Below are 24836 nucleotides of genomic sequence, written 5' to 3' on the forward strand. Positions count from 1 at the left end.
GCCGCGGGAACGCCACGTCGGGCGCGCCGATCTGCAGCGGCATGATCCAGTTGGCGAAACCGGCGAACAGCGGCGTCGCGAACATCAGCAGCATGATCGCGCCGTGCATCGTGAACGACTGGTTGTACTGCTCGTTCGAGAGGACCTGCAGGCCCGGCCGGGCCAGCTCGGCGCGCATCGCCAGCGCCAGGATCCCGCCCAGTACGAAGAACCCGAACGACGTCGCCAGGTACAGCGTGCCGATCGTCTTGTGGTCCGTGGTCGTCAGCCACTTGACGACCACGTTGCCACGGCTCTGGCGCCTGACCGGCAGCTCGTCCTCGTAGGACTCCTTGTGGAGTGAGCCCACCGTGCTCTTGTCCGCCACTGTCCAAGTCCTCCTATGGGCCCGGGGAGAGTTCCGAAGGCAGCATGACGGGACGATTCCCGACTTCACGCGAAACAGGGCGTTGTGGCGCACTTTCCACTCGGCAATCGGGTGACGCCGGTTTCCCGCCGTCGTGTCGCCGGGCCGAAACGATCTCCCCGCCCCCTGTGACCCCGCGGTCCGCGCCGCTGGTCCGAGCCGCCGGACCGACAGGACAACGGAGGGGACGCCGAGGCCGGCATTCCGTCGCGCCGTGGCCTGGTGCGTCGACTTCGCGCTGGTGGTGACGCCGGCCGCGGTGCTCGCGGTGCTCACCTCCGACCGCGTGTCCACCCTCGTCACGGGCGTGCCCGAACTCGCCGCCCGCGGCGGCTCGGACCTGCTGACCTCGCGCGGTGACGTGCTCGACGCCTCCGAGGGCCTCGGCCTGTCGCCGTGGAGCATGTCCGTGCTGTACGTGGAACAGGCCTTCGGGCTGCTGGTCGTCGCCGCGTTCCTCTACCGGTGGGCGTGCCGGGCCCTGCTCGGGCGCACCGCCGGCAAAGGGCTGACCGGGCTGCGGATCACACCGCGCGGAACCGGCGCGGCGGCGCACCGGGCGGCGGTGACCACGGCGGCGGACGTCGCCGTGTACGCCGTGGCCCGTGTCCTGCTGGTCGAGGGGCGGTTCGCGCTGCCCGTGCCGGGCCCCGGCCGCCGCTCCCTCGCCGACCGGGTGGCGGGCACGTCGGTGACGGGGCCGGGCCTCAGCAGGCCCGACGCCATGCGTCCGGCTCGTACTTCTTGAGCAGGGAACTCAGCTCCAGCCGCCGGGAGTCGGCGCAGAAGCGGTCGGTGGTCAGCTCGTACTCGACGTGGAAGACGGCCTTGTCCGCCTCGACGAACGGGGTCGGCTCCGCGCACTCGTCGTACGGGGCGCACTGCTCGTCGGCCGCGAAGTCGAAGTCGTCGACCGGTTCGGGGATCTGGTCGAGGTCGTTCTTCAGGCCGACGGCCATGCCGCGCTCGTGGGCGAGCCGGGCGAGGAGCCGGTTGCAGCGGAGCTGGTCGTCCGCGGTGAGCGGGAAGCCGGTTCGGTCGCGGTAGCCGTCCATGTCGTCCGGCTCCACCGCGTCGAAGCCCTTCTCCCGGCACATGTCGAGGCGCCGCGCCATGAGCGGTTCCAGTACGTCGGTGCGGCGGATGTCGAGCCGGCGCTCGCCCTCCCAGCCGTTGCCGCGGCCGATCACCGACGCCGGGAAGTCGTCCGCGTCCGGGCGGAAGTCCTCCCAGGCGCCGGTGGAGAGGCAGCAGATGGCCTTCCGGCCGTCGCGGTGCAGTTTCGCGACCGTCCCCTTCGAGTGGTCGAAGCCGTCGATGTCGTGGACCGGGACGTCGACGGAGGTGTCGAGCCGTCCGCTGAGCTGCCACTGCCAGTCGGCGCCGGGCCGGGGCCGCCGGCGGTCGCCGGCCGGCGTCTTCGCGCCGGCCGGGTCGTCGGCACCGGGTCCGGGCGCGGCCGTACAGGCCGCCGGCAACAGGACGAGCAGCGGGGCCAGGAGGAAAGGTCGTCTCACCGGGCGGTCTCCGGAACGGGCGGCACACAGGAACCTCAAGGATGATCGTCGCCGCCTCCGGGTGCGGCGGGGCCCGGAACACGGCCGCGGCGCACCGCGGGGTGGACACCACGGGAATGAGCGAACGCACACACGCGCGTAGTCTCGTCCCGAGTGTTCGCCGCACCGGGGACGACCCCGGCGGGACCGTACCCGCACGTCGCAACTAGGGTCGGCTGCCGGGCCCGGTCGACCCACACCCTTCGGCCACAGCAACTCCACATCGGAAGCGAGATTTCACCACCGTGACTGCTCTCACTCTCAGCACCGCCGCGGTCCCCGGCCTGCGGGCCGACGCGATCGTGATCGGTGTCGCCAAGGGCTCCGCGTCAAAGCCCGGGGGGCCCGTCGTCGCACCGGGCGCCGAGGCCGTGGACCAGGCGTACGACGGCGGGCTCGCCGGCGTCCTGGAGACCCTCGGCGCGTCCGGTGCCGAGGGCGAGGTGACGAAGCTCCCCGCGCCGTCCGGCTTCAAGGCGCCGCTCGTGGTGGCGGTGGGCCTCGGCGCCCAGCCCGAGAAGGACTCCGGCTACGACACCGAGGCGCTGCGCAAGGCGGCCGGTGTGGCCGCCCGCACCCTCGCCGGCGCCAAGAAGGCCGCGTTCGCCCTGCCGCTGACGGACGCCGCCGGCGCCGGCGCGGTCGCCGAGGGCGTGCTGCTCGGCGCGTACTCCTTCGACGCCTACAAGGACAACGGCAAGGACGGGAAGAACGGCAAGGCGCCGCTCGCCGAGGCCGTGCTGCTCGGCGGCAAACCCCGCGACAAGGCGTACAAGGCCGCGGTCGAGCGCGCCACCGCCGTCGCCGAGGAGCTGAACCGCGCCCGCGACCTGATCAACATGCCGCCGAACGACCTCGACCCCGAGGCGTTCGCGGCCATCGCCCAGGCGGCGGCCAAGGAGCACGGCATCAAGGTGCAGGTGCTCGACGAGAAGGCGCTGGCCAAGGGCGGTTACGGCGGCATCCTGGGCGTGGGCGCCGGCTCGGCGTCGGGTCCGCGGCTGGTGAAGCTGTCGTACACCTCGTCCAAGGCGAAGAAGCACCTCGCGCTGGTCGGCAAGGGCATCACCTACGACTCGGGCGGCATCTCGCTGAAGCCGGCCGGGCACAACGAGACGATGAAGTGCGACATGAGCGGCGCCGCCGCCGTGTTCGCCGCGGTCGTCGCCGCCGCGCGCCTCGGCCTGGAGGTCAACGTGACCGGCTGGCTGGCGCTGGCCGAGAACATGCCGTCCGGCTCGGCGACGCGCCCGGGCGACGTGCTGCGCATGTACAGCGGCAAGACCGTGGAGGTGCTCAACACGGACGCCGAGGGCCGGCTGGTCCTCGCGGACGCGCTGTGGGCGGCCTCCGCGGAGAAGCCGGACGCGATCGTGGACGTCGCGACGCTGACCGGGGCGATGATGCTGGCGCTGGGCAGCCGCACGTTCGGGATCATGGCGAACGACGACGCGTTCCGCTCCGCGGTGCACGAGGCGGCGGAGGAGGTCGGCGAGCCGGCGTGGCCGATGCCGCTGCCGGAGCACCTGCGCAAGGGGATGGACTCGGCGACCGCCGACATCGCCAACATGGGTGAGCGGATGGGCGGCGGGCTGGTCGCCGGGCTGTTCCTGCGCGAGTTCGTGGGTGAGGGGATCACCTGGGCGCACCTGGACATCGCCGGGCCGGCGTTCAACGAGGGCGGGCCGTTCGGGTACACGCCGAAGGGCGGGACGGGATCGGCGGTACGGACGCTGGTCCGGCTCGCGGAGCTTGCGGCCGCGGGTGATCTTGGCTGAGAGCGCCTGATGGGTCGGGGTGCGGTGAAATGCGCGACTGCGGGTCCGTCGTGGCTGGTCGCGCCCGCGCGGCGGAGCCGCAGACCGGGCACGGCCCCGCGCCCCTATCGGTTGGCTGCGGCCGGCCTTCTTGACGGGCGCGGCCAACCGGTCGCGCCCCTTCAGGGGCGCGGGGAACTGCGCGAGCAACCCGCACCGACCCGCACCGACGGGACGACAGGGGCGGCGCCCTCAGGGTGTGGGGAAGCCCCACCGACCCGGGCGGCCGGGGGCCGAGGGGGAGCCCCCTCTTGCGGAAGTGGGGTGTCTCACACCACGGCCCGGCGTCTCGTTCGGCTCCCGCAAGTGCGAAGATGGGGCTCGGCAGGACAGGGCCCCACCCAAGGGCCGAGAACATTGAGCGGCCGGACACCAGCCGCCGACCGGTCACTGGAGACCGGCGTGGCGCACATGCATGGAGGACGTGACGTGGCGAACGACGCCAGCACCGTTTTCGACCTAGTGATCCTCGGCGGTGGCAGCGGTGGCTACGCCGCGGCCCTGCGCGGGGCGCAGCTGGGCCTGGACGTCGCCCTGATCGAGAAGAACAAGCTCGGCGGCACCTGCCTGCACAACGGCTGCATCCCCACCAAGGCCCTGCTGCACGCGGGCGAGATCGCCGACCAGGCCCGCGAGAGCGAGCAGTTCGGCATCAAGACGACCTTCGAGGGCGTCGACATGGCGGGCGTGCACAAGTACAAGGACGACGTGATCGCCGGTCTGTACAAGGGCCTGCAGGGTCTGGTCGCCTCCCGCAAGGTGACCTACATCGAGGGTGAGGGCCGGCTGTCCTCCCCCACCTCCGTCGACGTGAACGGCCGGCGCGTCCAGGGCCGCCACGTCCTGCTGGCGACCGGCTCCGTGCCGAAGTCGCTGCCGGGCCTGGAGATCGACGGCGACCGGATCATCTCCTCCGACCACGCCCTCGTCCTGGACCGCGTGCCGAAGTCCGCGATCATCCTGGGCGGCGGCGTCATCGGCGTCGAGTTCGCCTCCGCGTGGAAGTCCTTCGGCGCCGACGTCACGATCGTCGAGGGCCTCAAGCACCTCGTGCCGGTCGAGGACGAGAACTCCTCCAAGCTGCTGGAGCGCGCCTTCCGCAAGCGGGGCATCAAGTTCAACCTGGGCACCTTCTTCCAGAAGGCCGAGTACACCCAGGACGGCGTCAAGGTCACCCTGGCGGACGGCAAGGAGTTCGAGGCCGAGGTCCTGCTCGTCGCCATCGGCCGCGGCCCGGTCTCGCAGGGTCTGGGCTACGAGGAGCAGGGCGTCGCCATGGACCGCGGCTACGTCCTGGTCGACGAGTACATGCGCACCAACGTTCCCACCATCTCCGCCGTCGGCGACCTGGTCCCGACCCTCCAGCTCGCGCACGTCGGCTTCGCCGAGGGCATCCTGGTGGCGGAGCGCCTGGCCGGCCTGAAGACCGTCCCGATCGACTACGACGGTGTCCCGCGGGTGACGTACTGCCACCCGGAGGTCGCCTCCGTCGGCGTCACCGAGGCCAAGGCCAAGGAGATCTACGGCGCGGACAAGGTCGTCGCCCTGAAGTACAACCTGGCGGGCAACGGCAAGAGCAAGATCCTGAAGACCGCGGGCGAGATCAAGCTCGTCCAGGTCAAGGACGGTGCGGTGGTCGGCGTCCACATGGTCGGCGACCGTATGGGCGAGCAGGTCGGCGAGGCCCAGCTGATCTACAACTGGGAGGCGCTGCCGGCCGAGGTGGCCCAGCTCATCCACGCCCACCCGACGCAGAACGAGGCGATGGGCGAGGCCCACCTGGCGCTGGCCGGAAAGCCCCTCCACTCCCACGACTGACGCTCTCGGTCATCGGGCGCGACGACACAGACTTCCGCACTTTTAAAGGAGCAACCGAAACCATGGCGGTTTCCGTAACCCTTCCGGCGCTCGGCGAGAGCGTCACCGAGGGCACTGTCACCCGCTGGCTGAAGGCCGAGGGCGAGCGCGTCGAGGCCGACGAGCCGCTGCTCGAGGTCTCCACCGACAAGGTCGACACCGAGATCCCCGCTCCCGCCTCCGGCGTGCTGTCCTCCATCAAGGTCGCCGAGGACGAGACCGTCGAGGTCGGCGCCGAGCTGGCGCTGATCGACGACGGCAGCGGCGCCCCCGCGGCCGAGCAGGCACCGGCCGCCGAGCAGGCACCGGCCGCCGAGCAGGCCGCCCCGCCGGCTCCCGCCCCGGAGCCGCAGGCCGAGCCCTCCACCGAGCAGCCCGCCCCGGCCCCGGCGCCCACCGCCGAGGCCGCGGCCGGCGGCGGCTCCGCGCAGGGCACGGACGTGGTCCTGCCCGCGCTCGGCGAGTCCGTCACCGAGGGCACCGTCACCCGCTGGCTGAAGTCGGTCGGTGACACCGTCGAGGCCGACGAGCCGCTGCTGGAGGTGTCGACGGACAAGGTCGACACCGAGATCCCCGCCCCCGCCTCCGGCACGCTGCTGGAGATCGTGGTCGGCGAGGACGAGACCGCCGAGGTCGGCGCCAAGCTCGCCGTCATCGGTGAGGCGGGCGCCGCCCCGGCCGCCGCCCCCGCCCCGGCCGCCCCCGAGGCCCCGGCGCAGCCCGCGCCCACCCCGGCTCCGGCTGCCACCCCGGTCCCGGCCCCGGCCGCCCCGGCTCCGGCTCCGGCAGCCCCGGCCCCGCAGCAGGCCGCCCCGGCGCCCGCCCCGGCTCCGGCCCCTGCCCCGCAGGCGCCCGCGGCCCCGGCCGCCGCTCCCGCCGCCGCCCAGGCCACGGACGAGGGCGCCTACGTGACCCCGCTGGTGCGCAAGCTCGCCGCCGAGAACGGCGTCGACCTGTCCACCGTCAAGGGCACCGGCGTCGGCGGCCGCATCCGCAAGCAGGACGTCATCGCGGCCGCCGAGGCCGCGAAGGCCCCCGCCCCGGCCCCGGCCCCGGCCCCGGCCGCCGCGGCGGCGCCCGCCGCGAAGAAGGCCCCGTCCCTCGAGGCCTCCCCGCTGCGCGGTCAGACCGTGAAGATGCCGCGGATCCGCAAGGTCATCGGCGACAACATGGTCAAGGCCCTGCACGAGCAGGCCCAGCTGTCCTCGGTGGTCGAGGTCGACGTCACCCGCCTGATGAAGCTGCGCGCCCGCGCCAAGGACGCGTTCGCGGCGCGTGAGGGCGTCAAGCTCTCCCCGATGCCGTTCTTCGTCAAGGCCGCGGCCCAGGCGCTGAAGGCCCACGCGCCGATCAACGCCAAGATCAACGAGGCCGAGGGGACCATCACCTACTTCGACACCGAGAACATCGGTATCGCGGTGGACTCCGAGAAGGGCCTGATGACCCCGGTCATCAAGAACGCCGGTGACCTCAACCTGGCCGGCATCGCCAAGGCGACCGCCGACCTGGCGGGCAAGGTGCGGGCCGGCAAGATCAGCCCGGACGAGCTGGCCGGCGCGACCTTCACCATCTCCAACACCGGTTCGCGCGGCGCGCTGTTCGACACGATCATCGTGCCTCCGGGCCAGGTCGCGATCCTCGGCATCGGTGCCACGGTCAAGCGTCCGGCCGTCATCGAGACCGAGGAGGGCACGGTCATCGGCGTCCGCGACATGACCTACCTGACCCTCTCCTACGACCACCGCCTGGTGGACGGCGCCGACGCGGCCCGTTACCTGACGGCGGTCAAGGCGATCCTTGAGGCGGGCGAGTTCGAGGTCGAGCTCGGTCTGTAGTTCCGGCGGCCCCGCCAGGGGCCGAGGATCTCAACGAGGTCGAGCCCGGTCCGTGACCCCGTGATCCGCGGTCGCCGACACGGTCGTACGGTGCCCCCGTCGGGGAGGCCTTCGTGGCTTCCCGGGCGGGGGCACCGGCGTATGGAGCGTGTAAGTCTCGTCTCACCTGGGGGTAAGCGCCCCCGTGCGCCCCTCGCGGGCGGGCCGACCGCCGTATTGTCTAAGCGTCAAAGCCCCCCGGGGGCCCCTGGGCCCCGCTAAGGAGCCCCTCATGACCGCGCCCGTCGTCCACTCGCTGCGCGAACAGATCCGCGAGCACATCCTGGAAGGGATCATCAGCGGACGCTGGCAGCCGGGCGAGCGGATCGTGGAGCGGCGGATCGCCACCGAGCTGGAGGTCAGCCAGACCCCCGTGCGGGAGGCGCTGCGCGAGCTGGAGTCGCTGCGGCTGATCGAGTCGGCGCCGAACAAGGGCGTGCGGGTGCGGAATCTGACGGCCGCCGACCTGGAGGAGAGCTACCCCGTCCGGGCCGGTCTGGAGGCGATCGCGGCGGAGCTGGCGGCGGCGCGGCTGGCGGAGGACTGCTCGGCGCTGGAGCCGCACGTCGCCGCGCTGTACGAGGCCGACCGGCTGGCGGACGGGACGGGGCAGGTGCGGCACACCGTGGCGTTCCACCGGGAGCTGGTGCGTGCCGCCGGCAACTCGGTGCTGCTGCACACGTGGGAGGGGCTGGGGATCGAGGTGTTCACGGCGCTGTCGATACGGTGGCTGGGGACGGTGCAGCAGTCCTATGCGGAGGAGCACGAGGAGCTCGTCGCCGCGTTCCGGCGGCGGGACCCCCTGATCGCGGACCTGGTCAAGGCGCACGTGCTGGGGTGTGCGCCTCGGGCGTAGCGTCGGGAGTTCTTTCGCCCCCGCCGCCCCTTCCCGTCCTGTCCCTGGGGGCCGCGCCCCCAGACCCCCTCCGCGCCCACGCGGTGAGCCGCATGTCGACACAGCCCCGCGCCCCTGGGGGAAGCGTCCCTGAAGGGGCGCGGGGCACTGCGCGATCAGCCACCGCCGGCCCGCAGCCGCCATACGACCGGCCCACCCGGGCTCATCCGCGCGTACATCCCCTCACCTGCGCAAACACTCCGACTGGACAGTCACCCCGTGCCACAAGCAGAGGCACCGCGTGCCGACTTTCTCGGTATCGAGAGATTTTGTCCCTCAACCCTTTGATCGATCATCGATCAGGGAGTTACAGTCGCCAGCGGGCTTCCACCCGAGCCCTCCGCCCTGTCCTGCCAAAGACACAAGGGCACCCCCCTTCGACTGAGGAAGGCGGCGACATGACCGACCCCAACGCCATCCAGCCGAGCGAGCTCGACCAGCTCCCGGACCGCGACCCCGAGGAGACCGCCGAGTGGCAGGCCTCCCTGGACGCCGTCACCAAGGCGGCCGGGCCGCACCGTGCCGCGTACCTGATGCGCCGCACGCTGGAGCGTGCCGAGGGAGCCGGCCTCGCGCTGCCGAAGCTCCTCGAGACGGACTACGTCAACACCATCCCCACCTCCGCCGAGCCCACCGTGGACGGCGACGAGGCGCTGGAGCAGCGGATCACCGCCTGGAACCGCTGGAACGCGGCGGCCATGGTGACCCGCGGCAGCAAGTACGGCGTCGGCGGCCACATCGCCACCTTCGCCTCCGCGGCCTGGCTCTACGAGACCGGCTTCAACCACTTCTTCCGCGGCAAGGAGGGTGACGGCTCCGGCGACCAGCTCTACATCCAGGGCCACGCCTCCCCCGGCATCTACGCCCGCGCCTTCCTCGACGGCCGGATCGGCGAGCAGCAGCTCGACAACTTCCGCCGTGAGGCGGGCGGCGACGGCCTGCCGTCGTACCCGCACCCGCGCCGGCTGCCCTGGCTGTGGGAGTTCCCCACCGTCTCCATGGGCCTGGGCCCGATCTCCGCGATCTATCAGGCGCGGTTCAACCGCTATCTGACCAGCCGCGGCATCAAGGACGTCTCCGACTCCCACGTCTGGGCCTTCCTCGGCGACGGCGAGATGGACGAGCCCGAGTCGACGACCGCGCTCACCCTCGCCTCCCGCGAGCAGCTGGACAACCTGACCTTCGTCATCAACTGCAACCTGCAGCGCCTCGACGGTCCGGTCCGCGCCAACTTCAAGATCGTGCAGGAGCTGGAGGCCCAGTTCCGCGGCGCCGGCTGGAACGTCATCAAAACCCTGTGGGGCACCGCCTGGGACGAGCTGTTCCGGCTCGACACCACCGGCGCCCTCGTACGCCGCCTCCGCGAGGTGCCGGACGCGCAGGTGCAGACGTACCAGACGCGCGACGCCGCCTACATCCGCGAGGACTTCTTCGGCAAGGACCCGGCGCTCGTCGAGATGGCGAAGCTGCTGAGCGACGACAAGATCCTCGAGTGCTTCCACCTCTCCCGCGGCGGCCACGAGTCCCGCAAGGTGTACGCCGCGTACAAGGCCGCGCTCGCCCACAAGGGCGCGCCGACCGTGATCCTGGCGCAGACGGTCAAGGGCCACACCCTCGGTGAGGGCTTCGCCTCCAAGAACGCCAACCACCAGATGAAGAAGCTGACGGTGGACGAGTTCAAGGCGATGCGCGACCGGCTCGAACTGCCGATCTCCGACGCGCAGTTCGTCGACGGCCAGGTCCCCTACGTCCACCCGGGCGCCGACTCCCCCGAGGTCCGTTACCTCCAGGAGCGCCGCGCCGCCCTCGGCGGTCCGGCCCCGGCCCGCCGTGTGCACCCGGTGGCCCCGCTGCCCCAGCCCGCCGACAAGGCGTTCGCCGCCTTCGACAAGGGCTCCGGCTCGCAGAACGTGGCCACCACCATGGCCTTCGTCCGCCTGGTCAAGGACCTGGTCCGCGACAAGGAGACCGGCAGGCGCTGGGTGCCGATCGTCCCCGACGAGGCGCGCACCTTCGGCATGGAGAGCCTCTTCCCGTCCCTCGGCATCTACTCGCCGATGGGCCAGACGTACGAGCCGGTCGACCGCGACCAGCTGATGTACTACAAGGAAGCCAAGAACGGGCAGATCTTCAACGAGGGCATCACCGAGGCCGGCGCCATGGCCGAGTTCGTCGCCGCCTCGACGTCGTACGCGACGCACGGCGAGACGATGATCCCGTTCTACATCTACTACTCGATGTTCGGCTGGCAGCGCACCGGCGACCAGATGTGGCAGCTCGGCGACCAGCTCGGCCGCGGCTTCCTGGTCGGCGCCACGGCCGGCCGCACGACGCTGACGGGCGAGGGCCTGCAGCACGCCGACGGCCACTCCCCGGTCATCGCGGCGACCAACCCGGCGGCCCTGACGTACGACCCGGCGTTCGCGTACGAGATCGGCGTCATCGTCAAGGAGGGTCTGCGCCGGATGTTCGGCGAGGCCGAGCCGGACGAGGACCAGAACGTCTTCTACTACCTGACGGTCTACAACGAGCCGCTGCCGCAGCCCGCCAAGCCGTCGGCGGCCGGCATCGACGAGGGCATCGTCAAGGGCCTGTACCGCTTCAACACGGCGGAGTCCGCGGGCCTGTCCCCGGCCGCGAACGCGCCGCGCATCCAGCTGCTCGGCTCCGGCACGGCGATCCACTGGGCGCTGAAGGCGCAGCGGCTGCTCGCCGAGGAGTGGGGCGTGGCCGCCGACGTGTGGTCCGCCACCTCGTGGACCGAGCTGCGCCGGGACGCCATGGAGGCGGACGAGGCGCTGCTGCGGGGCGAGGAGCGGGTGCCGTTCGTCCGGCAGGCGCTCCAGGGCGCCGAGGGTCCGGTGCTCGCGGTCTCCGACTACATGCGCCAGGTCCCGGACCAGATCGCGCAGTGGGTCGAGCAGGACTACTCGTCGCTGGGCGCCGACGGCTTCGGTCTGTCGGACACCCGTGACGCGGCCCGCCGCCACTTCGGCGTGGACGCCGAGTCCATCGTCGTCGCGGCCCTGGCCCAGCTCGCCCGGCGCGGCGAGGTCCAGGCCACGTCCGTGAAGGAAGCGCGCGAGAAGTACGGCCTGTAGGGCACGGTCGTGCAGGAGGCCCCCCGCCGTGACGGCGGGGGGCCTCCTGCATGATGAGCCCATGCGCGCTGCCCGGTTGATCAAGATGGTGCTGCTGCTCCAGTCCCGGCCCTCCATGACCGCCGCCGAACTGGCGCGGGAGCTGGAGGTGTCGGAGCGCACGGTCACCCGGGACGCGCAGGCGCTGTCGGAGGCCGGGGTGCCGGTGTACGCGGACCGGGGGCGGATCGGCGGGTACCGGCTGGTCGGCGGGTACCGGACGCGGCTGACCGGGCTGGCGCGCGGTGAGGCGGAGGCGCTGTTCCTGTCCGGGGTGCCGGGGGCGCTGCGCGAGATGGGCCTGGAGGACACGGCCTCGGCGGCCCGGCTGAAGGTGTCGGCCGCCCTGCTGCCGTCGCTGCGGGACGCGTCCCGCACGGCCGCGCAGCGGTTCCACCTGGACGCGCCGAACTGGTTCCACGAGCCGGACACGCCCGAGCTGCTGCCGGCGGTCGCGGACGCGGTGTGGGACGACCGGCGGATCGCCGCCCGCTACCGGCGCGGCGAGCACGCTGCGGAACGGGAGCTGGAGCCGTACGGGCTCGTGCTCAAGGCGGGCGTCTGGTACCTGTGCGCGCGGGTTTCCGGGCACGGGTCCTTCCGGGTGTACCGGATCGACCGGTTCACGGCGGTGGAGGCGGGTGCGGAGCGTTTCGAACGGGAGGCGGACTTCGATCTGCCGGCGTTCTGGGAGGAGCGGGCGGAGCAGTTCGCGCGCTCGATCCTGCGGGCGGAGGTCGTGGTGCGGCTGTCGGCGAAGGGGGCGCGCCGGCTGCCGCACACCGTGGACCCGCTGTCCGCGCGGGAGGCGCTGGCGCGGGCCGGCGGGCCCGACGGGAGCGGCTGGGTGACGGTGACCCTGCCGGTGGAGTCCGAGGAGGTCGCCCACGACCAGCTGACGGCGCTGGGGGCGGAGGTGGAGGTGCTGGCGCCGGCGTCCCTGCGGGAGCGGTTCGCGGCGGAGGCCGCGCGGCTGGCGGAGCTGTACGGGCGGTGAAAGGGGGCGCCCCTCTCCGATCCCTGGTGTGTCGCCCCCCGCCGCCCCCTCCCTTCCCCGCTCCCGGCTTCGCTCGAGCGGGGGACCCCCATCGTCCCCGGGGGCTGCGCCCCCGGACCCCCGTGCGCGTACTGCGGGTGCGTCCGTGGGCCGCAGGGCCGATGCTGGACCTCGTGATGGACGAGACGGAGTTCTGGGAGCTGGTGGACACCGCCCGGGAGGACGCCGGAGGCGATCCCGAGGAGCAGGCCGACCTGCTGGTGGAGCGGCTCGTGCGGCTGGACCCGGAGGCGGTCCTGGACTTCGCCCGTCACTTCGAGTCCCGCTACCACCGCGCCTACCGCTGGGACCTGTGGGGCGCCGCGTGGCTGCTGCTGGACGGGGCGAGCGACGACGCCTTCGACTCCTTCCGGTGCTGGCTGATCGGCCAGGGCCGGGAGGTGTTCGAGGGCGCGCTGCACGACCCGGACGCGCTGGCCGATCTGCTGGACGACTTCGACGAGGAGATCGACGGCGACGGCGAGGACCTCGGTTACGCGGCGGACGAGGCGTACGAGCAGCTCACCGGCACGGTGGCGCCCGACCTGGACCTGCCCCCGGCCCCCGCGGAGCCGGAGGGCACGCCGCTCGACCTCGAGGACGAGGCCCTGCTCGCCGAACGCTGTCCCCGGCTCTGGGACCGGTTCCGCTCCTGAGCCGGGGAGCCGCTCGCCTCGGCCGCGCTCACCTCGGGGCCCCCGCGATCCGGCCGTTCTCCTCCTGCGCCTTCTTCTGCCGCTCCCGCCGGTGTCCGGCGTCCGGCGTCCGGCCCTGCAGCTCCGCCGCCATCTCCCTGATCACCGGCAGCCGGGCTCGCAGGGCGGCGCCCGGACAGCTGGTCATGAAGCCGTCGCTGTGGCCCGCGAGGGCGGGCAGCGTCGCGGTGGTGCCGCTCGCGTACCGGCTGCCGCCGTTGCTGGAGACCAGCCGGACGTCGGATCGCGGGTCGGTGCCGGACAGGCCGAGCTTCCAGGCCGCCAGCGCGGCGATCGCGCGCTCCATCGCGGGCGGCACGGGCACCCCGGCGCTGAAGGTGCCGAGCGCGGCCACGCCGGTGCTGCGGTGGTTGAAGCCCAGGGTGTGGGCGCCGGTGACGGGGCGGTCCGGGCCCCCCGCGCGGCCTTCGTAGACGGTGCCGCAGCGGTCGACGAGGAAGTTGTAGCCGATGTCGTCCCAGTCCCGGGCGTTGGTCTGGCCCTCGTAGAGGTTGCGTATCTGGGCGGGGGCCTCGGCGCAGTCGTAGTCGTTGGGCGAGTCGGTGTGGTGGACGAAGACGGCGACGACCTTGTCGTCGTAGCGCGGGGGCGGCTGTGCGCGGCTGGCGTCGCCCACCCAGACCGCTCTCGGCACGATGGGCGGCCGGGGCGCCGTGTAGGCGGCCGTCCTGCCCGCGGAGGCGGCGCCCGGTGACTCCGCGGCCCGCTCGACCCCGTACGCGCACAGCACCAGGGCGACCGCCGCGGCGATGCCCGGCACGCACCCGAGGAGCACTTGGGCGGTCCTGGGCAGGTGTACGCGGCCGGTCGTGCGGGATATGCGGGAAGCATGGCGCGGCCGCGCTCCCCTCGGTCTCATGAGGACACGCATGCCTTCACTGTGGGTCCGGTCGAGCGGGCCCGCGACGCGGCCGTGCCAACCGGTGGACCCGCCGTCCGGTCCGCGGCGGAACCATCGTCCGGGTCCTCGGCGTTCTTCCGGGTACACGCGCGTGCGGCCGCTTCCCGGCGGTCACGCGCGCGTGGCTGATCACCGGGCCCCTCCCCCACGTACTGATGGGCCGGTGGTCCCGAGAGAAAGGCGGCGTGCGTGGACCTGCTCGACATCCTGCTGTTGCTGGTCGTCCTGGCCTACGCGGCGTCCGGTTACCGGCGCGGGCTGCTGGCCGGCTGCGTCTCGCTGGCCGGTTTCGTGGGCGGCGCGGTCGTGGGCGTGTGGATCCTGCCGTGGATGATGGACCTGGTGACGCCGGGGACCACCCGGGCGACGGTGACGGCGGTGTTCACGGTGCTGCTGCCGGCCGTGCTGGGCCACGAGCTGGCGGGGCGGCTGGCGCTCCGGCTGCGGCGGGAGCTGGACCGGGGCCCGCTGCGGGTGGCGGACGGGGTCGGCGGGGCGGCGGCCAACTCGGTGGCCGTGCTGATCGTGGCGTGGGTGGCGGCGAGCGTGCTGGGCGCGTCCTCCTCGCCGCTGGTGACGTCGGCGATCCGGGACTCGCGGCTGCTGGGCGCGGTGCAGGACGTGATGCCGGACACCACCCCGGGCTGGTTCTCCCGGGCCACGTCGGCGCTGACCGAGGCGGGTTTCCCGCAGGTCTTCAACCCGTTCGAGAACGAGTCGACCGCCGAGGTCGCCGCGCCCACCGGCGACAGCGTCACCGCGGCCGCCACCCGGGCCGCGCAGCGCAGCACGGTGAAGGTCGAGGGCGTCGCCGGCGCCCAGGGCCGCGAGGGCAGCGGCTTCGTGTACGCGACGGAGCACGTGATGACCAACGCCCACGTGGTGGCCGGCATCGACGAGCCGACGGTGCGCGTGGGCGGTGCGGGACGGACGTACGAGGCGCGGGTGGTGCTCTTCGACCCGCAGAAGGACGTGGCCGTGCTGTACGTGCCGGATCTGCGGGCGCCCGCCCTGGAGTTCGACGACGACGCCGGGCGGGGCGACTCGGCGGTCGTCGCGGGCTATCCGCAGGACGGCGACCTCAACCTGCAGGCGGCGACGGTCGCCGGCCGGATCCAGGCCCGGGGGCAGAACATCTACAACGACGCGGCGGTCACCCGCGAGATCTACTCGATCCGCTCGACCGTCCGCCCCGGCAACTCCGGCGGCCCGCTGCTGACCACGGACGGCCGGGTGTACGGCGTGGTGTTCGCGCGCTCCACCTCGGACGCGGAGACCGGCTACGTGCTGACGGCGGACGAGGTGGCCGGCGACGCCGGGCGCGCGGCGGACGCGACGGCGCCGGTGGACACCGGGGAGCCGGTGACGTCGTAGTCCTGACGGTCCCGCACCCCGTACACCCCGTCAGACCAGCGACCGTCCCATCATGACGTCGTCGACGTACTCGCCCCCGACGAAGAACTCCTCCGGCTGCACGCCCTCCACGACGAAGCCCTCGGACTCGTAGAGCGTGCGGGCGGCGGTGTTGTGGCCGAGTACGCGCAGGGTGATCCGGCGGGCGCCGCGCTCCCGCGCCTCCGCGACGACGGCCCGCACCAGGGCCCGGCCCACGCCCCGGCCGCGCGCCTCCTCGGCGACGGCGAGGCCGCGGATCTGCCGTACGTGCGCGTTGGTGGCGAGGTCGGTGGCGAAGCCGAGGCGGACGTACCCCACGATCCGGTCCCCGTACTCGGCGACGAGATGCTCCCGGGGCCCGGCCCGCTCGCCGAAGAACGAGTCGTGCGCCGGCCGCGGGACGACGGCGTGCACCGTGGACCAGGTCTCCCGGTCGAGGCGGGCCAGCTCCCCCTCGTCGCCGGAACGGGCGATGCGTATGGACAGCTCGGACATGAGCGCAACTGTACGGCCGCGTCCCGGTGTCCCGGCCGCGGTTTCCGTGCCGGGAGGGGCAGGATGGACACCATGGAACGTTCCCGAATCGCGGTGGCCGGTGCGTCCGGGCTCATCGGTGGCGCGCTGGCGCGGTCCCTGACGGCGGACGGGCACGAGGTGGTCCGGCTGGTGCGGAAGGAGCCACGGGCGGCGGACGAGGTCCGCTGGGACCCGGAGCACGGGTCGGTGGACGCGGCCGGTCTCGCCGGGTGCGACGCCGTGGTCAACCTGGCGGGGGCGGGCGTCGGCGACCACCGCTGGACGCCGGACTACAAGGCGCGGATCAGGACCAGTCGGGTCGGGGGCACGACCGCGCTCGCCGAGGCCGTCGCCGGTCTGCCCGAGGACGTACGGCCCCGGGTGTTCCTCAACGGCAGCGCGATCGGCTACTACGGCGAGACCGGCGACCGGCCGGTGGACGAGAGCGCACCGCCGGGCGAGGGCTTCCTGCCGGAGGTGTGCGTCGAGTGGGAGGCGGCCGCGGCGCCGGCGCGGGAGGCGGGCGTGCGGACGGTGTTCGCCCGCACCGGACTGGTGGTGGCGCGCGAGGGCGGGGCGTGGGCCAGGCTCTTCCCCCTCTTCCGGGCCGGTCTTGGCGGCCGGCTGGGCGACGGGCGCCAGTACTGGTCGTTCGTCGCCCTGCACGACGAGGTGGCGGCCCTGCGCCATCTCCTGGACACCGACGGGCTGTCCGGACCGTTCAACCTGACCGCGCCGCATCCGGCGACCAACCGTGAGGTCACCGGGGCGATGGCGCGCGTGCTGCACCGGCCGGCGGTGTTCGCGGTGCCGGCGCCGGTGCTGCGGACGGCGCTCGGGGAGATGGCCGGGGACGTCCTCGGCAGCGCCCGGGTGCTGCCGGCGCGGCTGCTGGAGTCCGGCTTCCGGTTCGCGTTCCCCCGGATCGAGGGGGCGGTCCGGGCGGCGCTGTGAACGCGCCCGCGTGGCCACGGTCCGCCCGGGACCGGTCCGTCTCCGAGCCCTCTGCGACCACATCGCGCCCATCCGGGGCGCGTATGCGACCGTCGTGCGCCCGTGCTCTGTCCATGCGCGACTGACCGGGCGCTCGACCACGGCCCTAACCTCGACCCGAACTCGCGTATCCCTGGGGCCTGTTGAGGGCATGACGTCTCCAGCGCCCGCGCAACCTCGAGGAGGTGCACGTGCTTGAGCCCACGTACCAGGCGGACGTCGTCGTCGTGGGAGCCGGGGTCGCCGGACTCTCCGCGGCACGACGACTGACCAGCGCAGGAGTCACCACCATGGTCCTGGAGGCCGCCCATGAGGTGGGCGGCCGGATGGCGACCGAGAAGGTCGACGGCTTCCGGCTCGACCGGATCGGACGGCTGCTGTCCACGGCGTATCCCGAACTACGGCCGGCCTCGGGCCTCGACGGACTGGTGCTGCGGCCCTTCGCGCCCGGCGTCCTGCTGCACAGCGACGGACGGCACCACCGTGCGGGTGTGCAGCCGGGCGCGAGGGGCGCACTCCATGCCGTGCGCGCCCTGGCGAGCGCCCCGAGGCCCGGGGGCGGGCCCAGGAGGCCGGTGGCCGTGCCCGGACGGCAGGTGTCCGTGCCCCGCAGCCGCACCGGCGCCCCGCTGGGCACGGCGGTCGACCAGGCCCGCCTGGGCGTCGCGTTCGGCAAGCTCGCGGGCACGCCGGTGGAACGGCTGCTGGCCCGGCCCGAGACGACGGCGGCCGAGGCGCTGCCGGCCCGGGGCCTGCCCGTCCGGACCATCGACGGTTTCCTGCGTCCCCTGCTCGCCGCCCTGCTGTGCGATCCGGATCTCACCACCTCCAGCCGGTGCGCGGATCTGGCGCTGCGGGCGTTCGCGAGCGGGCGGCTGTGCGTGCCGGAGGGCGGTGCCGAGGCGCTGCCGCGGCGGCTGGCGCGGACGCTGCCGCCGGGCACGGTGCACACGGGGGTCCGGGTGACCTCCGTGTCGACGACCTCGGTGACCACCGCGGAACACGGGGAGTTCCGGTGCGGCGCGGTGCTGATCGCGACCGGGGCGCGGGCCGCCGCCGAACTGCTGCCCGGACTGCGGGTGCCCGACTTCCACCCCGTGACGGTGGTGCACCACAGCACCGACGAGACCCCGGGGACCGGTGCCTCGCTGCTGCTCGACGCCGAGCGGGGCGGGCCGGTCGCGCACACGGCGGTCGTCAGCCGGGTCGATCCGTCCCGGGCCCCGGCCGGACGCACGCTGGTCAGCTCGACGGTCCTGGGGCCGCCCGTACCGGGGATCGACACGGCCGTGCGCATGCACCTGGCCCGGTTGTACGGCGTGTCGACGGCGCGCTGGGAGACGCTGGGGGTGCACCACACCGCGGAGGCGGTACCGGCGATGCGGCCACCGCACGATCTGCGGCGGCCGGTGCGGTTGCTGGCGGGGCTGTACGTGTGCGGTGACCACCGGGACACCGGGACGGTGCAGGGGGCGTTGCACTCGGCGCATCGGGCGGCGGCGGCGATCCTGACGGACCTGGGGACGAACCGGTCCCTGCACGCGGCGGATCCGGTGCCGACGGCTCGGGCGGCGTGACCTGACGGTCGGTCGGGCGGCGCGTTCGCGGGCGCCCCGCGTCGGTGCGGTCGCACGGCCCAGCGCGTTCGCGGGTGCCCGGCGTGGGTGCGGGCCGGGGGGTGTTCGCGCGGCCCGGCGCTTGCGGGGTGCCGTCGCGCCCACCCGTGCCGCCCTGCGGCACGACTGCCCGCGACTGACGCGGCACGCGGCCGCCCGCGGCTGACGCGGCGGGTGGCTGGCCGCGACTGACGCGGCGGGTGGCTGGCCGCGGCTGACGCGGCAGACGGCAGGCGGGAGCGGGGGCCGTCTGCGGCGCGGAGGAGACGGGGCGGGGTGGCCGCGTACGGCGGGAAGGGGACGGGGCGGGGGTGGCCGCCCGCAGCGGCCGGCGCGTCCGCGCCCTCGCCCTCCCGGAAGACGTGATCCGCGCCGGTCCGAGGACGGACACCACCGACGCGGCCCCGACCCACCCACCGACCGCAGGCGCCACGCCCGCCCCCACCGGACCGAACCCTGCGCCGCGGGCACAAGACCCGCACCCGCGCCGTTCAGCCGTACGCCGCGACCTTGTCGCGGTACGTGCGCACGGGGGCCGCGTCCCGGTACGGCTCCAGTCTGCGTTCGAAGTCGCGGACGTACTCGACGGCCCGCACCGACCGCATCTCCGCCGCCTGACCGGCCGCCTCGGCGGCCAGCTGGCACGCCTGCTCCAGCTCCCCCAGACCGAGCCGGGCGGTCGCCAGCACCATCCGGCAGAAGAGCCGGCTCCGGGCGTACCCCGGCGCCCGCAACTGCAGCGACCGCTCCGCGTGCTGCGCGGCGGCCCGGAACTGCTGAAGGTCCCGGTGGCAGTGCCCGAACTCGTCGGCGAGCTGCGCCTCGTCGAAGAAGCGCGCCCAGTGCGGAACCTCGTCCCCGGGCCGCGCGCCCTCCAGCGCCCGCTCCGCGCGCACCAGCGCCGCCGTACAGGCCCGCACCTCCCCCAGCACCCCGTGCCCCCGTGCCTCGGCCGCGTGCAGCAGGGCCTGCACGACCGGCGGGCCGGACCCGCCCGCCCCCTGCTGGGCGACCCGCGCGAGCTGCACGGCCTCCCGTCCGTGCCCGAGGTAGACGGCCTGCCGGCTCATGGTGACCAGGACGTACGCACCGTAGGGCCGGTCCCCGGCCGCCTGCGCCAGCCGGAGCGCCTGCACGAAGTACCGCTGCGCGAGGCCGTGCGCGGCGATGTCGTACGACGTCCACCCGGCCAGCCGGGTCAGATCCGCGGCGGCCGCGAACAGCCGGCGCCCGGTCTGCTCGCCGTACGTGCCGCGCAGCATCGGCTCGCACTCGTGCTCCAGGTACCGCACGAGGGCCTGGCGGGCGTGTCCGCCGCCGTACGCGTCGTCGAGCGTGCGGAACAGCTCGCCGACCGACCGCAGCGCCGCGATGTCACCGCCGGTGACCCGGTGCCCCGGACCGCGTTCGGCCGTGGCGCGCCGGCGCGCGAGCAGTTCGGCCGACCGGACCGGCGGCCGGACCGGCGGCCGGGCCTGCGCCGGAACGCGTGCCGGCGGCTCCGTCCGGGCCACCCTGTCGTCCGCCCGCCCGATCAGCCAGTCCCGGCTCGGCACGACCAGCCCCGCCGAGGTGAAGGCGATCTTCCGCAGCTCGGCGTGGCTGCCGGAGTCCTTGCGCCACAGCCCGCTGACGATGTCGACGGCCTCCTCGGGGGTGGCCGCGAACTCCAGCCCCGCGTAGACCGGCGCGCAGGCGTCCAGCCCCAGGTCCTGCGCGGTCAGGCGGCGGCCCAGACGCCGGGTGAAGACCTCGGCGATCAGCGCCGGCGTCGTGCCGCGGGGCTGCTGTCCGCGCAGCCAGCGGGTGACGGACGTCTTGTCGTATCTCAGGTCGAGCCCGTGTTCGAGACCCAGCTGGTCCACGCGCCGGGCGAGCCCCGCGTTGGAGAACCCCGCTTCTGCGATGAGCGCGGCGAGCTGTCGGTTGGGAGTGCGCTGCGCGGGTCGTTCCGTCATCTGCGGTGCGGTCTCCTGCCTTCCGGCTGAGCTAGGTGCCCGGACTGCCCGTGAGCAGCCCTTATGGACACACGGACGGCGCGAATGTAGCGGAGAGTGAACGCCCGGTCGCAGCCTTTACCCGGCATTCATCCGATCGTGTGAGGATTGCCCGAAAGCTGACGTCCGGCCCCGGTCGACCCCGGCCGCCCCGGCCGCCCCGGCCGCCCCGGCCGGACGGCCGCCGACCGGGACCGTCTCGAACGGTCGTACAGTGGCGTGGGCGCGTTTCGCGCCTGACGACCTTCTAGGGAGGCGCTTGCCGTGAGCGAGTTGCGGTTCGTGCGGATGGGCTTCGGGGCCGAGGCCGTGGACTACCGGGTGGCCTGGGACGAGCAGCGCCGGGTGCACGCGGCGCGGTTCGCCGACGAGGCGCCCGACACCGTGATCCTCCTGGAGCACCCCCCGGTCTACACGGCCGGCCGCCGCACCGCGGACAGCGAGCGCCCCCTCGACGGCACCCCGGTCATCGACGTGGACCGCGGCGGCAAGATCACCTGGCACGGCCCCGGCCAGCTGGTGGGCTACCCGATCCAGAAGCTGCCCCGCCCGGTGGACGTGGTCGCGCACGTGCGGCGCCTGGAGGAGGCCCTGATCCGCACCTGCGCGGAGTTCGGCCTGGAGACCACCCGGGTCGAGGGCCGCAGCGGCGTCTGGGTCCTCGGCGACCCGGTCGAGCAGCGCCCCGCGCTCGGCGGCCTCTCCCTGGACTTCGACCCCCGGCTCACCGACGACGAGTTCGACCCCCGCCTCAACGGCCCGGAGTACGCGCCCTCCAACGCCGGCCAGCGCCGCGAGGACCGCAAGATCGCCGCGATCGGCATCCGGGTGGCCAAGGGCGTCACGATGCACGGCTTCGCGCTGAACGTGAACCCCGACAACAAGTGGTTCGACAAGATCATCCCGTGCGGCATCCGCGACGCCGGCGTCGCCTCCCTGGCGAACGAGCTGGGCCGCGACATCACGATCGCCGAGGTGCTCCCCGTCGTGGAGCGCCACCTCCGGGACGTCCTGGAGAACGCGGACCCGAAGCCCCGGGTCGTCGAGAGGACACCGGCGTAGCACCGGCCGGTCCGGCGCGTGGGGACGAGGCCCCTTCGGAGCCGGAGGCGGGGACCCGGGGGCGGCCGCCCCCGGCAAGGTCGGCACCGACGCCGGCCGACAGAACAACGGGCGTACCCTGAAGAACGCCGAAGAATCAATCGCTAGGGAGCCGGTCGTGTCCGCAGTCGCACCCGACGGACGCAAGATGCTGCGCCTGGAGGTCCGCAACAGCCAGACCCCCATCGAGCGCAAGCCCGAGTGGATCAAGACCCGGGCGAAAATGGGCCCCGAGTACTCCAAGATGCAGAACCTCGTCAAGAGCGAGGGTCTGCACACGGTCTGCCAGGAAGCCGGCTGTCCCAACATCTACGAGTGCTGGGAGGACCGCGAGGCGACCTTCCTCATCGGCGGCGACCAGTGCACCCGGCGCTGCGACTTCTGCCAGATCGACACCGGCAAGCCCGAGGCCCTCGACCGTGACGAGCCGCGCCGCGTGGGCGAGTCGGTCGTCACCATGGACCTGAACTACGCCACCATCACCGGCGTCGCCCGCGACGACCTGGAGGACGGCGGCGCCTGGCTGTACGCCGAGACCGTGCGCCAGATCCACGCGCAGACGGCGGACCGCGCGGACGGCCCCACCAAGGTCGAGCTGCTCGCCCCCGACTTCAACGCGGTCCCCGAGCAGCTGGCGGAGGTCTTCTCCTCCCGCCCCGAGGTGTTCGCGCACAACGTCGAGACGGTGCCCCGGATCTTCAAGCGGATCCGTCCCGGCTTCCGCTACGACCGCTCCCTGAAGGTCATCACCGACGCCCGCGACCACGGTCTGGTCACCAAGTCGAACCTGATCCTCGGCATGGGCGAGACCCGCGAGGAGGTCAGCGAGGCGCTGAGGCAGCTGCACGACGCCGGCTGCGAGCTGATCACCATCACGCAGTACCTGCGGCCCTCCGTGCGCCACCACCCCGTGGAGCGCTGGGTGAAGCCGCAGGAGTTCGTGGAGCTGAAGGAGGAGGCCGAGCGGATCGGCTTCTCCGGTGTGATGTCCGGCCCGCTGGTCCGCTCCTCCTACCGCGCCGGCCGCCTCTACCGGATGGCCGTCGAGAGGCGGGGCGCGTACGTGGCCTCCCAGGCCGTCTGACCTCGCCCGGAGCCGTCCGGCGGCACACCGCCGACGGCGTGTGAATTCACGCACAAGGCCCTACCTGCCGGTAATGGCCGAGACGACGCGGTCCCGACCGTCCTCGCAGATGAGGGCACGGGTCGGGACCGCGTCGGCGTTCCCGCCCCTCCCACCGAGGCTTCATGCCTGTTTGACCGGTCGGTCACGTCCTGGTAACACCAGTCAGTGAGCCTGGAATCACAGCACGTACCCCCCTGTCCGCCGGCACCGAGGGAGACCTCCACCATGCAGGCCGCGCCCGTCCGCGCCACCGCCATCCCGTCCTTCACCACCGCACTGCGCGCCGTCGAGTCGCTGCTGATGAGCGGGGGCCAGCGCACCGCCCGCCGCAACGCCTGGACCTCGGTGCTGGAGGACCGCCGCCGCGCCAAGGACCGGGTCGAGGCACAGCGCGTCCTCGACCAGGCCCCGGCCGCTCCCACCCTGACGATCCGCCCCTGACCCACCGCCCCCGGCGGGGGCACGTAGACTTCATGGCATGGCGAGGAAGGAAACCGCAGCGGACGCTGCGAACCCCGGGCGACTGAAGCAGATCGCCCTGACCTACAAGATGACCCGCAGGGCCGACAAGAAGATCGGTCTTGTACTCGCGGCTGTCGGAATCGTCACCTTCGGTGTCTTCCTCGCGATCGGTTTCTTGATCGGGCACCCCATCTATCTCGGCATCCTGGGCTTCCTGCTCGCCTTCCTCGCGACGGCGATCGTGTTCGGGCGCCGGGCCGAGCGGGCCGCCTTCGGGCAGATGGAGGGACAGCCGGGCGCCGCCGCGGCCGTGCTCGACAACATCGGCCGGGGCTGGACGACGACCCCCGCGGTGGCGATGAACCGCAACCAGGACGTGGTGCACCGCGCGGTCGGCAAGGCCGGCATCGTGCTGGTCGCCGAGGGCAACCCGAACCGGGTGAAGAGCCTGCTGGCCGCCGAGAAGAAGAAGATGAACCGCATCGTCGCGGACGTCCCGGTGCACGACCTGGTCGTGGGCACCGGCGAGGGCCAGGTCGAGCTGAAGAAGGTTCGCACGACCATGCTCAAGCTGCCCCGCGTGCTCACCGGTCCGCAGGTCACCGCGACCAACGACCGGCTGCGCGCCCTGGGCGACCTGATGAGCAACATGCCGCTGCCGAAGGGCCCGATGCCCAAGGGCATGAAACTGCCGAAGGGCGGCGGGCCGAGGGGCCGCTGACCCACTCCTGCCTCTACGACGACGGGGCGCCGGAATCACTTCCGGCGCCCCGTCGTCTTCCGTCGCTCCCCTTCGGGAGCGGGTGTCAGATCCGCACCTCGACCGTGCGGGCCAGCCGGTCGTGCAGACCGCGGCCGTCGCGGTCCCAGACGAGGGCGGGAACGGCGAGACACAGCAGCACGGAGCGCACCAGGCCGCGCAGCGGCTGGACCCGGCCGCTCTCGAGAGCGACCACCCGCAGCCCGAACAGGCGCTTGCCGGGCGTGAAGCCGACCGTGCCGACGGTGAGGACGCTCAGCACGAGGAACACCAGCAGCGCCCAGTTACTGGTCGCCTGCCCCTCGTAGCCCTCGGTGATCAGGCCGTATGCGATCAGGACGCACAGGCCCCAGTCCACGGCGAGGGCGCCGAGCCTGCGGCCGGGGCGTGCGATCGAGCCCGGTCCGTCCTCCGGCAGCCCCAGCTGCTCGCCCCGGTAGCCGAACTCGGCACCGGCGTCCTCCAGGGCCGCGCGGGGCCCGGAGAGCCATGATCCGATTGCCTGCCTGTTGTCCACCCGTCCACGGTACTGCGCGCGGGCACGGCCACAGGACGGCGGGGTGCGCCGGGGGCTACCGTGGGAGAGGGGCCGGTTAACTTGTGCGAAACAAATGGGTCACGCCCGAGAAATGACCCGTCCCTAGGGTCGAGGGGAGCGTGTGCCACCCGCAC

The 24836-nt window shown here is 73.3% G+C and carries 21 protein-coding genes; 15 read left to right on the top strand and 6 right to left on the bottom strand.

Annotated features, from left to right (window positions below; all coding sequences use genetic code 11):
- Positions 1–367, bottom strand: a 367-nt coding sequence (locus ADK41_RS27700; RefSeq protein ID WP_030836959.1) for a cbb3-type cytochrome c oxidase subunit I, incomplete at its 3' end; no start/stop codon positions are given.
- Between the two features lie 133 nt (positions 368–500).
- Between ADK41_RS27700 and ADK41_RS27705 the strand changes: the two genes are divergently transcribed.
- Positions 501–1154, top strand: a complete 654-nt coding sequence (locus ADK41_RS27705; protein ID WP_078662236.1) for an RDD family protein — start codon at positions 501–503, stop codon at positions 1152–1154.
- Here ADK41_RS27705 and ADK41_RS27710 read toward each other — a convergent pair.
- Complete coding sequence (locus ADK41_RS27710; protein WP_030836952.1) at positions 1114–1923, bottom strand: endo alpha-1,4 polygalactosaminidase; 810 nt, start codon at positions 1921–1923, stop codon at positions 1114–1116. The two genes, ADK41_RS27705 and ADK41_RS27710, sit on opposite strands and share 41 nt — an antisense overlap.
- A gap of 284 nt (positions 1924–2207) precedes the next feature.
- Between ADK41_RS27710 and ADK41_RS27715 the strand changes: the two genes are divergently transcribed.
- The 7 genes from ADK41_RS27715 (at position 2208) to ADK41_RS27745 (ending at position 13237) form a co-directional block, all read left to right on the top strand.
- Complete coding sequence (locus ADK41_RS27715) at positions 2208–3740, top strand: leucyl aminopeptidase (protein WP_030836949.1); 1533 nt, start codon at positions 2208–2210, stop codon at positions 3738–3740.
- A gap of 468 nt (positions 3741–4208) precedes the next feature.
- Entirely contained in the window at positions 4209–5597 is a 1389-nt protein-coding gene (lpdA, locus tag ADK41_RS27720) for a dihydrolipoyl dehydrogenase (protein WP_030836946.1), read from the top strand.
- A gap of 62 nt (positions 5598–5659) precedes the next feature.
- A complete protein-coding gene (gene sucB / locus ADK41_RS27725) occupies positions 5660–7471 on the top strand; it encodes a 2-oxoglutarate dehydrogenase, E2 component, dihydrolipoamide succinyltransferase (protein WP_030836943.1) in 1812 nt (603 codons plus the stop codon).
- A gap of 271 nt (positions 7472–7742) precedes the next feature.
- A complete protein-coding gene (locus tag ADK41_RS27730) occupies positions 7743–8366 on the top strand; it encodes a GntR family transcriptional regulator (RefSeq protein WP_030836939.1) in 624 nt (207 codons plus the stop codon).
- A 437-nt stretch (positions 8367–8803) separates the two neighbouring features.
- A complete protein-coding gene (gene aceE / locus ADK41_RS27735; protein WP_030836937.1) occupies positions 8804–11506 on the top strand; it encodes a pyruvate dehydrogenase (acetyl-transferring), homodimeric type in 2703 nt (900 codons plus the stop codon).
- Between the two features lie 61 nt (positions 11507–11567).
- Positions 11568–12542 (top strand): helix-turn-helix transcriptional regulator, encoded by a 975-nt coding sequence (locus tag ADK41_RS27740; protein WP_030836934.1) that lies wholly within the window; start codon positions 11568–11570, stop codon positions 12540–12542.
- Between the two features lie 176 nt (positions 12543–12718).
- Entirely contained in the window at positions 12719–13237 is a 519-nt protein-coding gene (locus ADK41_RS27745) for a DUF4240 domain-containing protein (RefSeq protein WP_030836931.1), read from the top strand.
- Between the two features lie 28 nt (positions 13238–13265).
- Here ADK41_RS27745 and ADK41_RS27750 read toward each other — a convergent pair whose 3' ends face one another.
- Positions 13266–14072 carry a peptidoglycan recognition protein family protein gene (locus ADK41_RS27750; protein WP_078662235.1) on the bottom strand — a complete coding sequence of 269 codons (807 nt, stop codon included), beginning with the start codon at positions 14070–14072 and terminating at the stop codon, positions 13266–13268.
- A 315-nt stretch (positions 14073–14387) separates the two neighbouring features.
- On the opposite strand from ADK41_RS27750, the gene ADK41_RS27755 reads away from it, so the two are divergent.
- Positions 14388–15572 (top strand): MarP family serine protease, encoded by a 1185-nt coding sequence (locus ADK41_RS27755; protein WP_030836925.1) that lies wholly within the window; start codon positions 14388–14390, stop codon positions 15570–15572.
- Positions 15573–15602: 30 nt separating this feature from the next.
- Here the strand turns inward: ADK41_RS27755 and ADK41_RS27760 are convergent, their stop codons facing one another.
- The gene (locus ADK41_RS27760; protein WP_030836922.1) at positions 15603–16088 is read right to left on the bottom strand and encodes a GNAT family N-acetyltransferase; all 486 of its coding nucleotides are present in this window, start codon (positions 16086–16088) and stop codon (positions 15603–15605) included.
- 72 nt (positions 16089–16160) lie between these two features.
- Between ADK41_RS27760 and ADK41_RS27765 the strand changes: the two genes are divergently transcribed.
- Together ADK41_RS27765 and ADK41_RS27770 are read left to right on the top strand one after the other, a co-directional pair.
- On the top strand, positions 16161–17063 hold the full coding sequence (locus ADK41_RS27765; protein WP_030836919.1) for a TIGR01777 family oxidoreductase: 903 nt from the start codon (positions 16161–16163) through the stop codon (positions 17061–17063).
- A gap of 230 nt (positions 17064–17293) precedes the next feature.
- Positions 17294–18679 carry an NAD(P)/FAD-dependent oxidoreductase gene (locus ADK41_RS27770; protein WP_030836916.1) on the top strand — a complete coding sequence of 462 codons (1386 nt, stop codon included), beginning with the start codon at positions 17294–17296 and terminating at the stop codon, positions 18677–18679.
- A gap of 530 nt (positions 18680–19209) precedes the next feature.
- On the opposite strand, the gene ADK41_RS27775 is transcribed toward ADK41_RS27770, so the two are convergent.
- On the bottom strand, positions 19210–20676 hold the full coding sequence (locus ADK41_RS27775; protein WP_030836498.1) for a hypothetical protein: 1467 nt from the start codon (positions 20674–20676) through the stop codon (positions 19210–19212).
- A 303-nt stretch (positions 20677–20979) separates the two neighbouring features.
- Between ADK41_RS27775 and lipB the strand changes: the two genes are divergently transcribed.
- From lipB to ADK41_RS27795, 4 genes are all read left to right on the top strand, one after another.
- Positions 20980–21777, top strand: a complete 798-nt coding sequence (gene lipB, locus ADK41_RS27780) for a lipoyl(octanoyl) transferase LipB (protein ID WP_030836501.1) — start codon at positions 20980–20982, stop codon at positions 21775–21777.
- 157 nt (positions 21778–21934) lie between these two features.
- A complete protein-coding gene (gene lipA, locus ADK41_RS27785; protein WP_030836504.1) occupies positions 21935–22900 on the top strand; it encodes a lipoyl synthase in 966 nt (321 codons plus the stop codon).
- A 267-nt stretch (positions 22901–23167) separates the two neighbouring features.
- Complete coding sequence (locus ADK41_RS27790; protein ID WP_030836507.1) at positions 23168–23383, top strand: SCO2195 family GlnR-regulated protein; 216 nt, start codon at positions 23168–23170, stop codon at positions 23381–23383.
- A gap of 37 nt (positions 23384–23420) precedes the next feature.
- Positions 23421–24125, top strand: coding sequence for a DUF4191 domain-containing protein (locus ADK41_RS27795; protein ID WP_030836510.1), 705 nt, complete (start codon positions 23421–23423; stop codon positions 24123–24125).
- 85 nt (positions 24126–24210) lie between these two features.
- On the opposite strand, the gene ADK41_RS27800 is transcribed toward ADK41_RS27795, so the two are convergent.
- A complete protein-coding gene (locus ADK41_RS27800) occupies positions 24211–24681 on the bottom strand; it encodes an RDD family protein (protein ID WP_030836514.1) in 471 nt (156 codons plus the stop codon).
- Positions 24682–24836: the final 155 nt, after the last annotated feature.

The sequence above is a fragment of the Streptomyces caelestis genome (assembly GCF_001279005.1).
In the GTDB taxonomy this organism is placed as follows: Bacteria; Actinomycetota; Actinomycetes; order Streptomycetales; family Streptomycetaceae; genus Streptomyces; species Streptomyces heliomycini.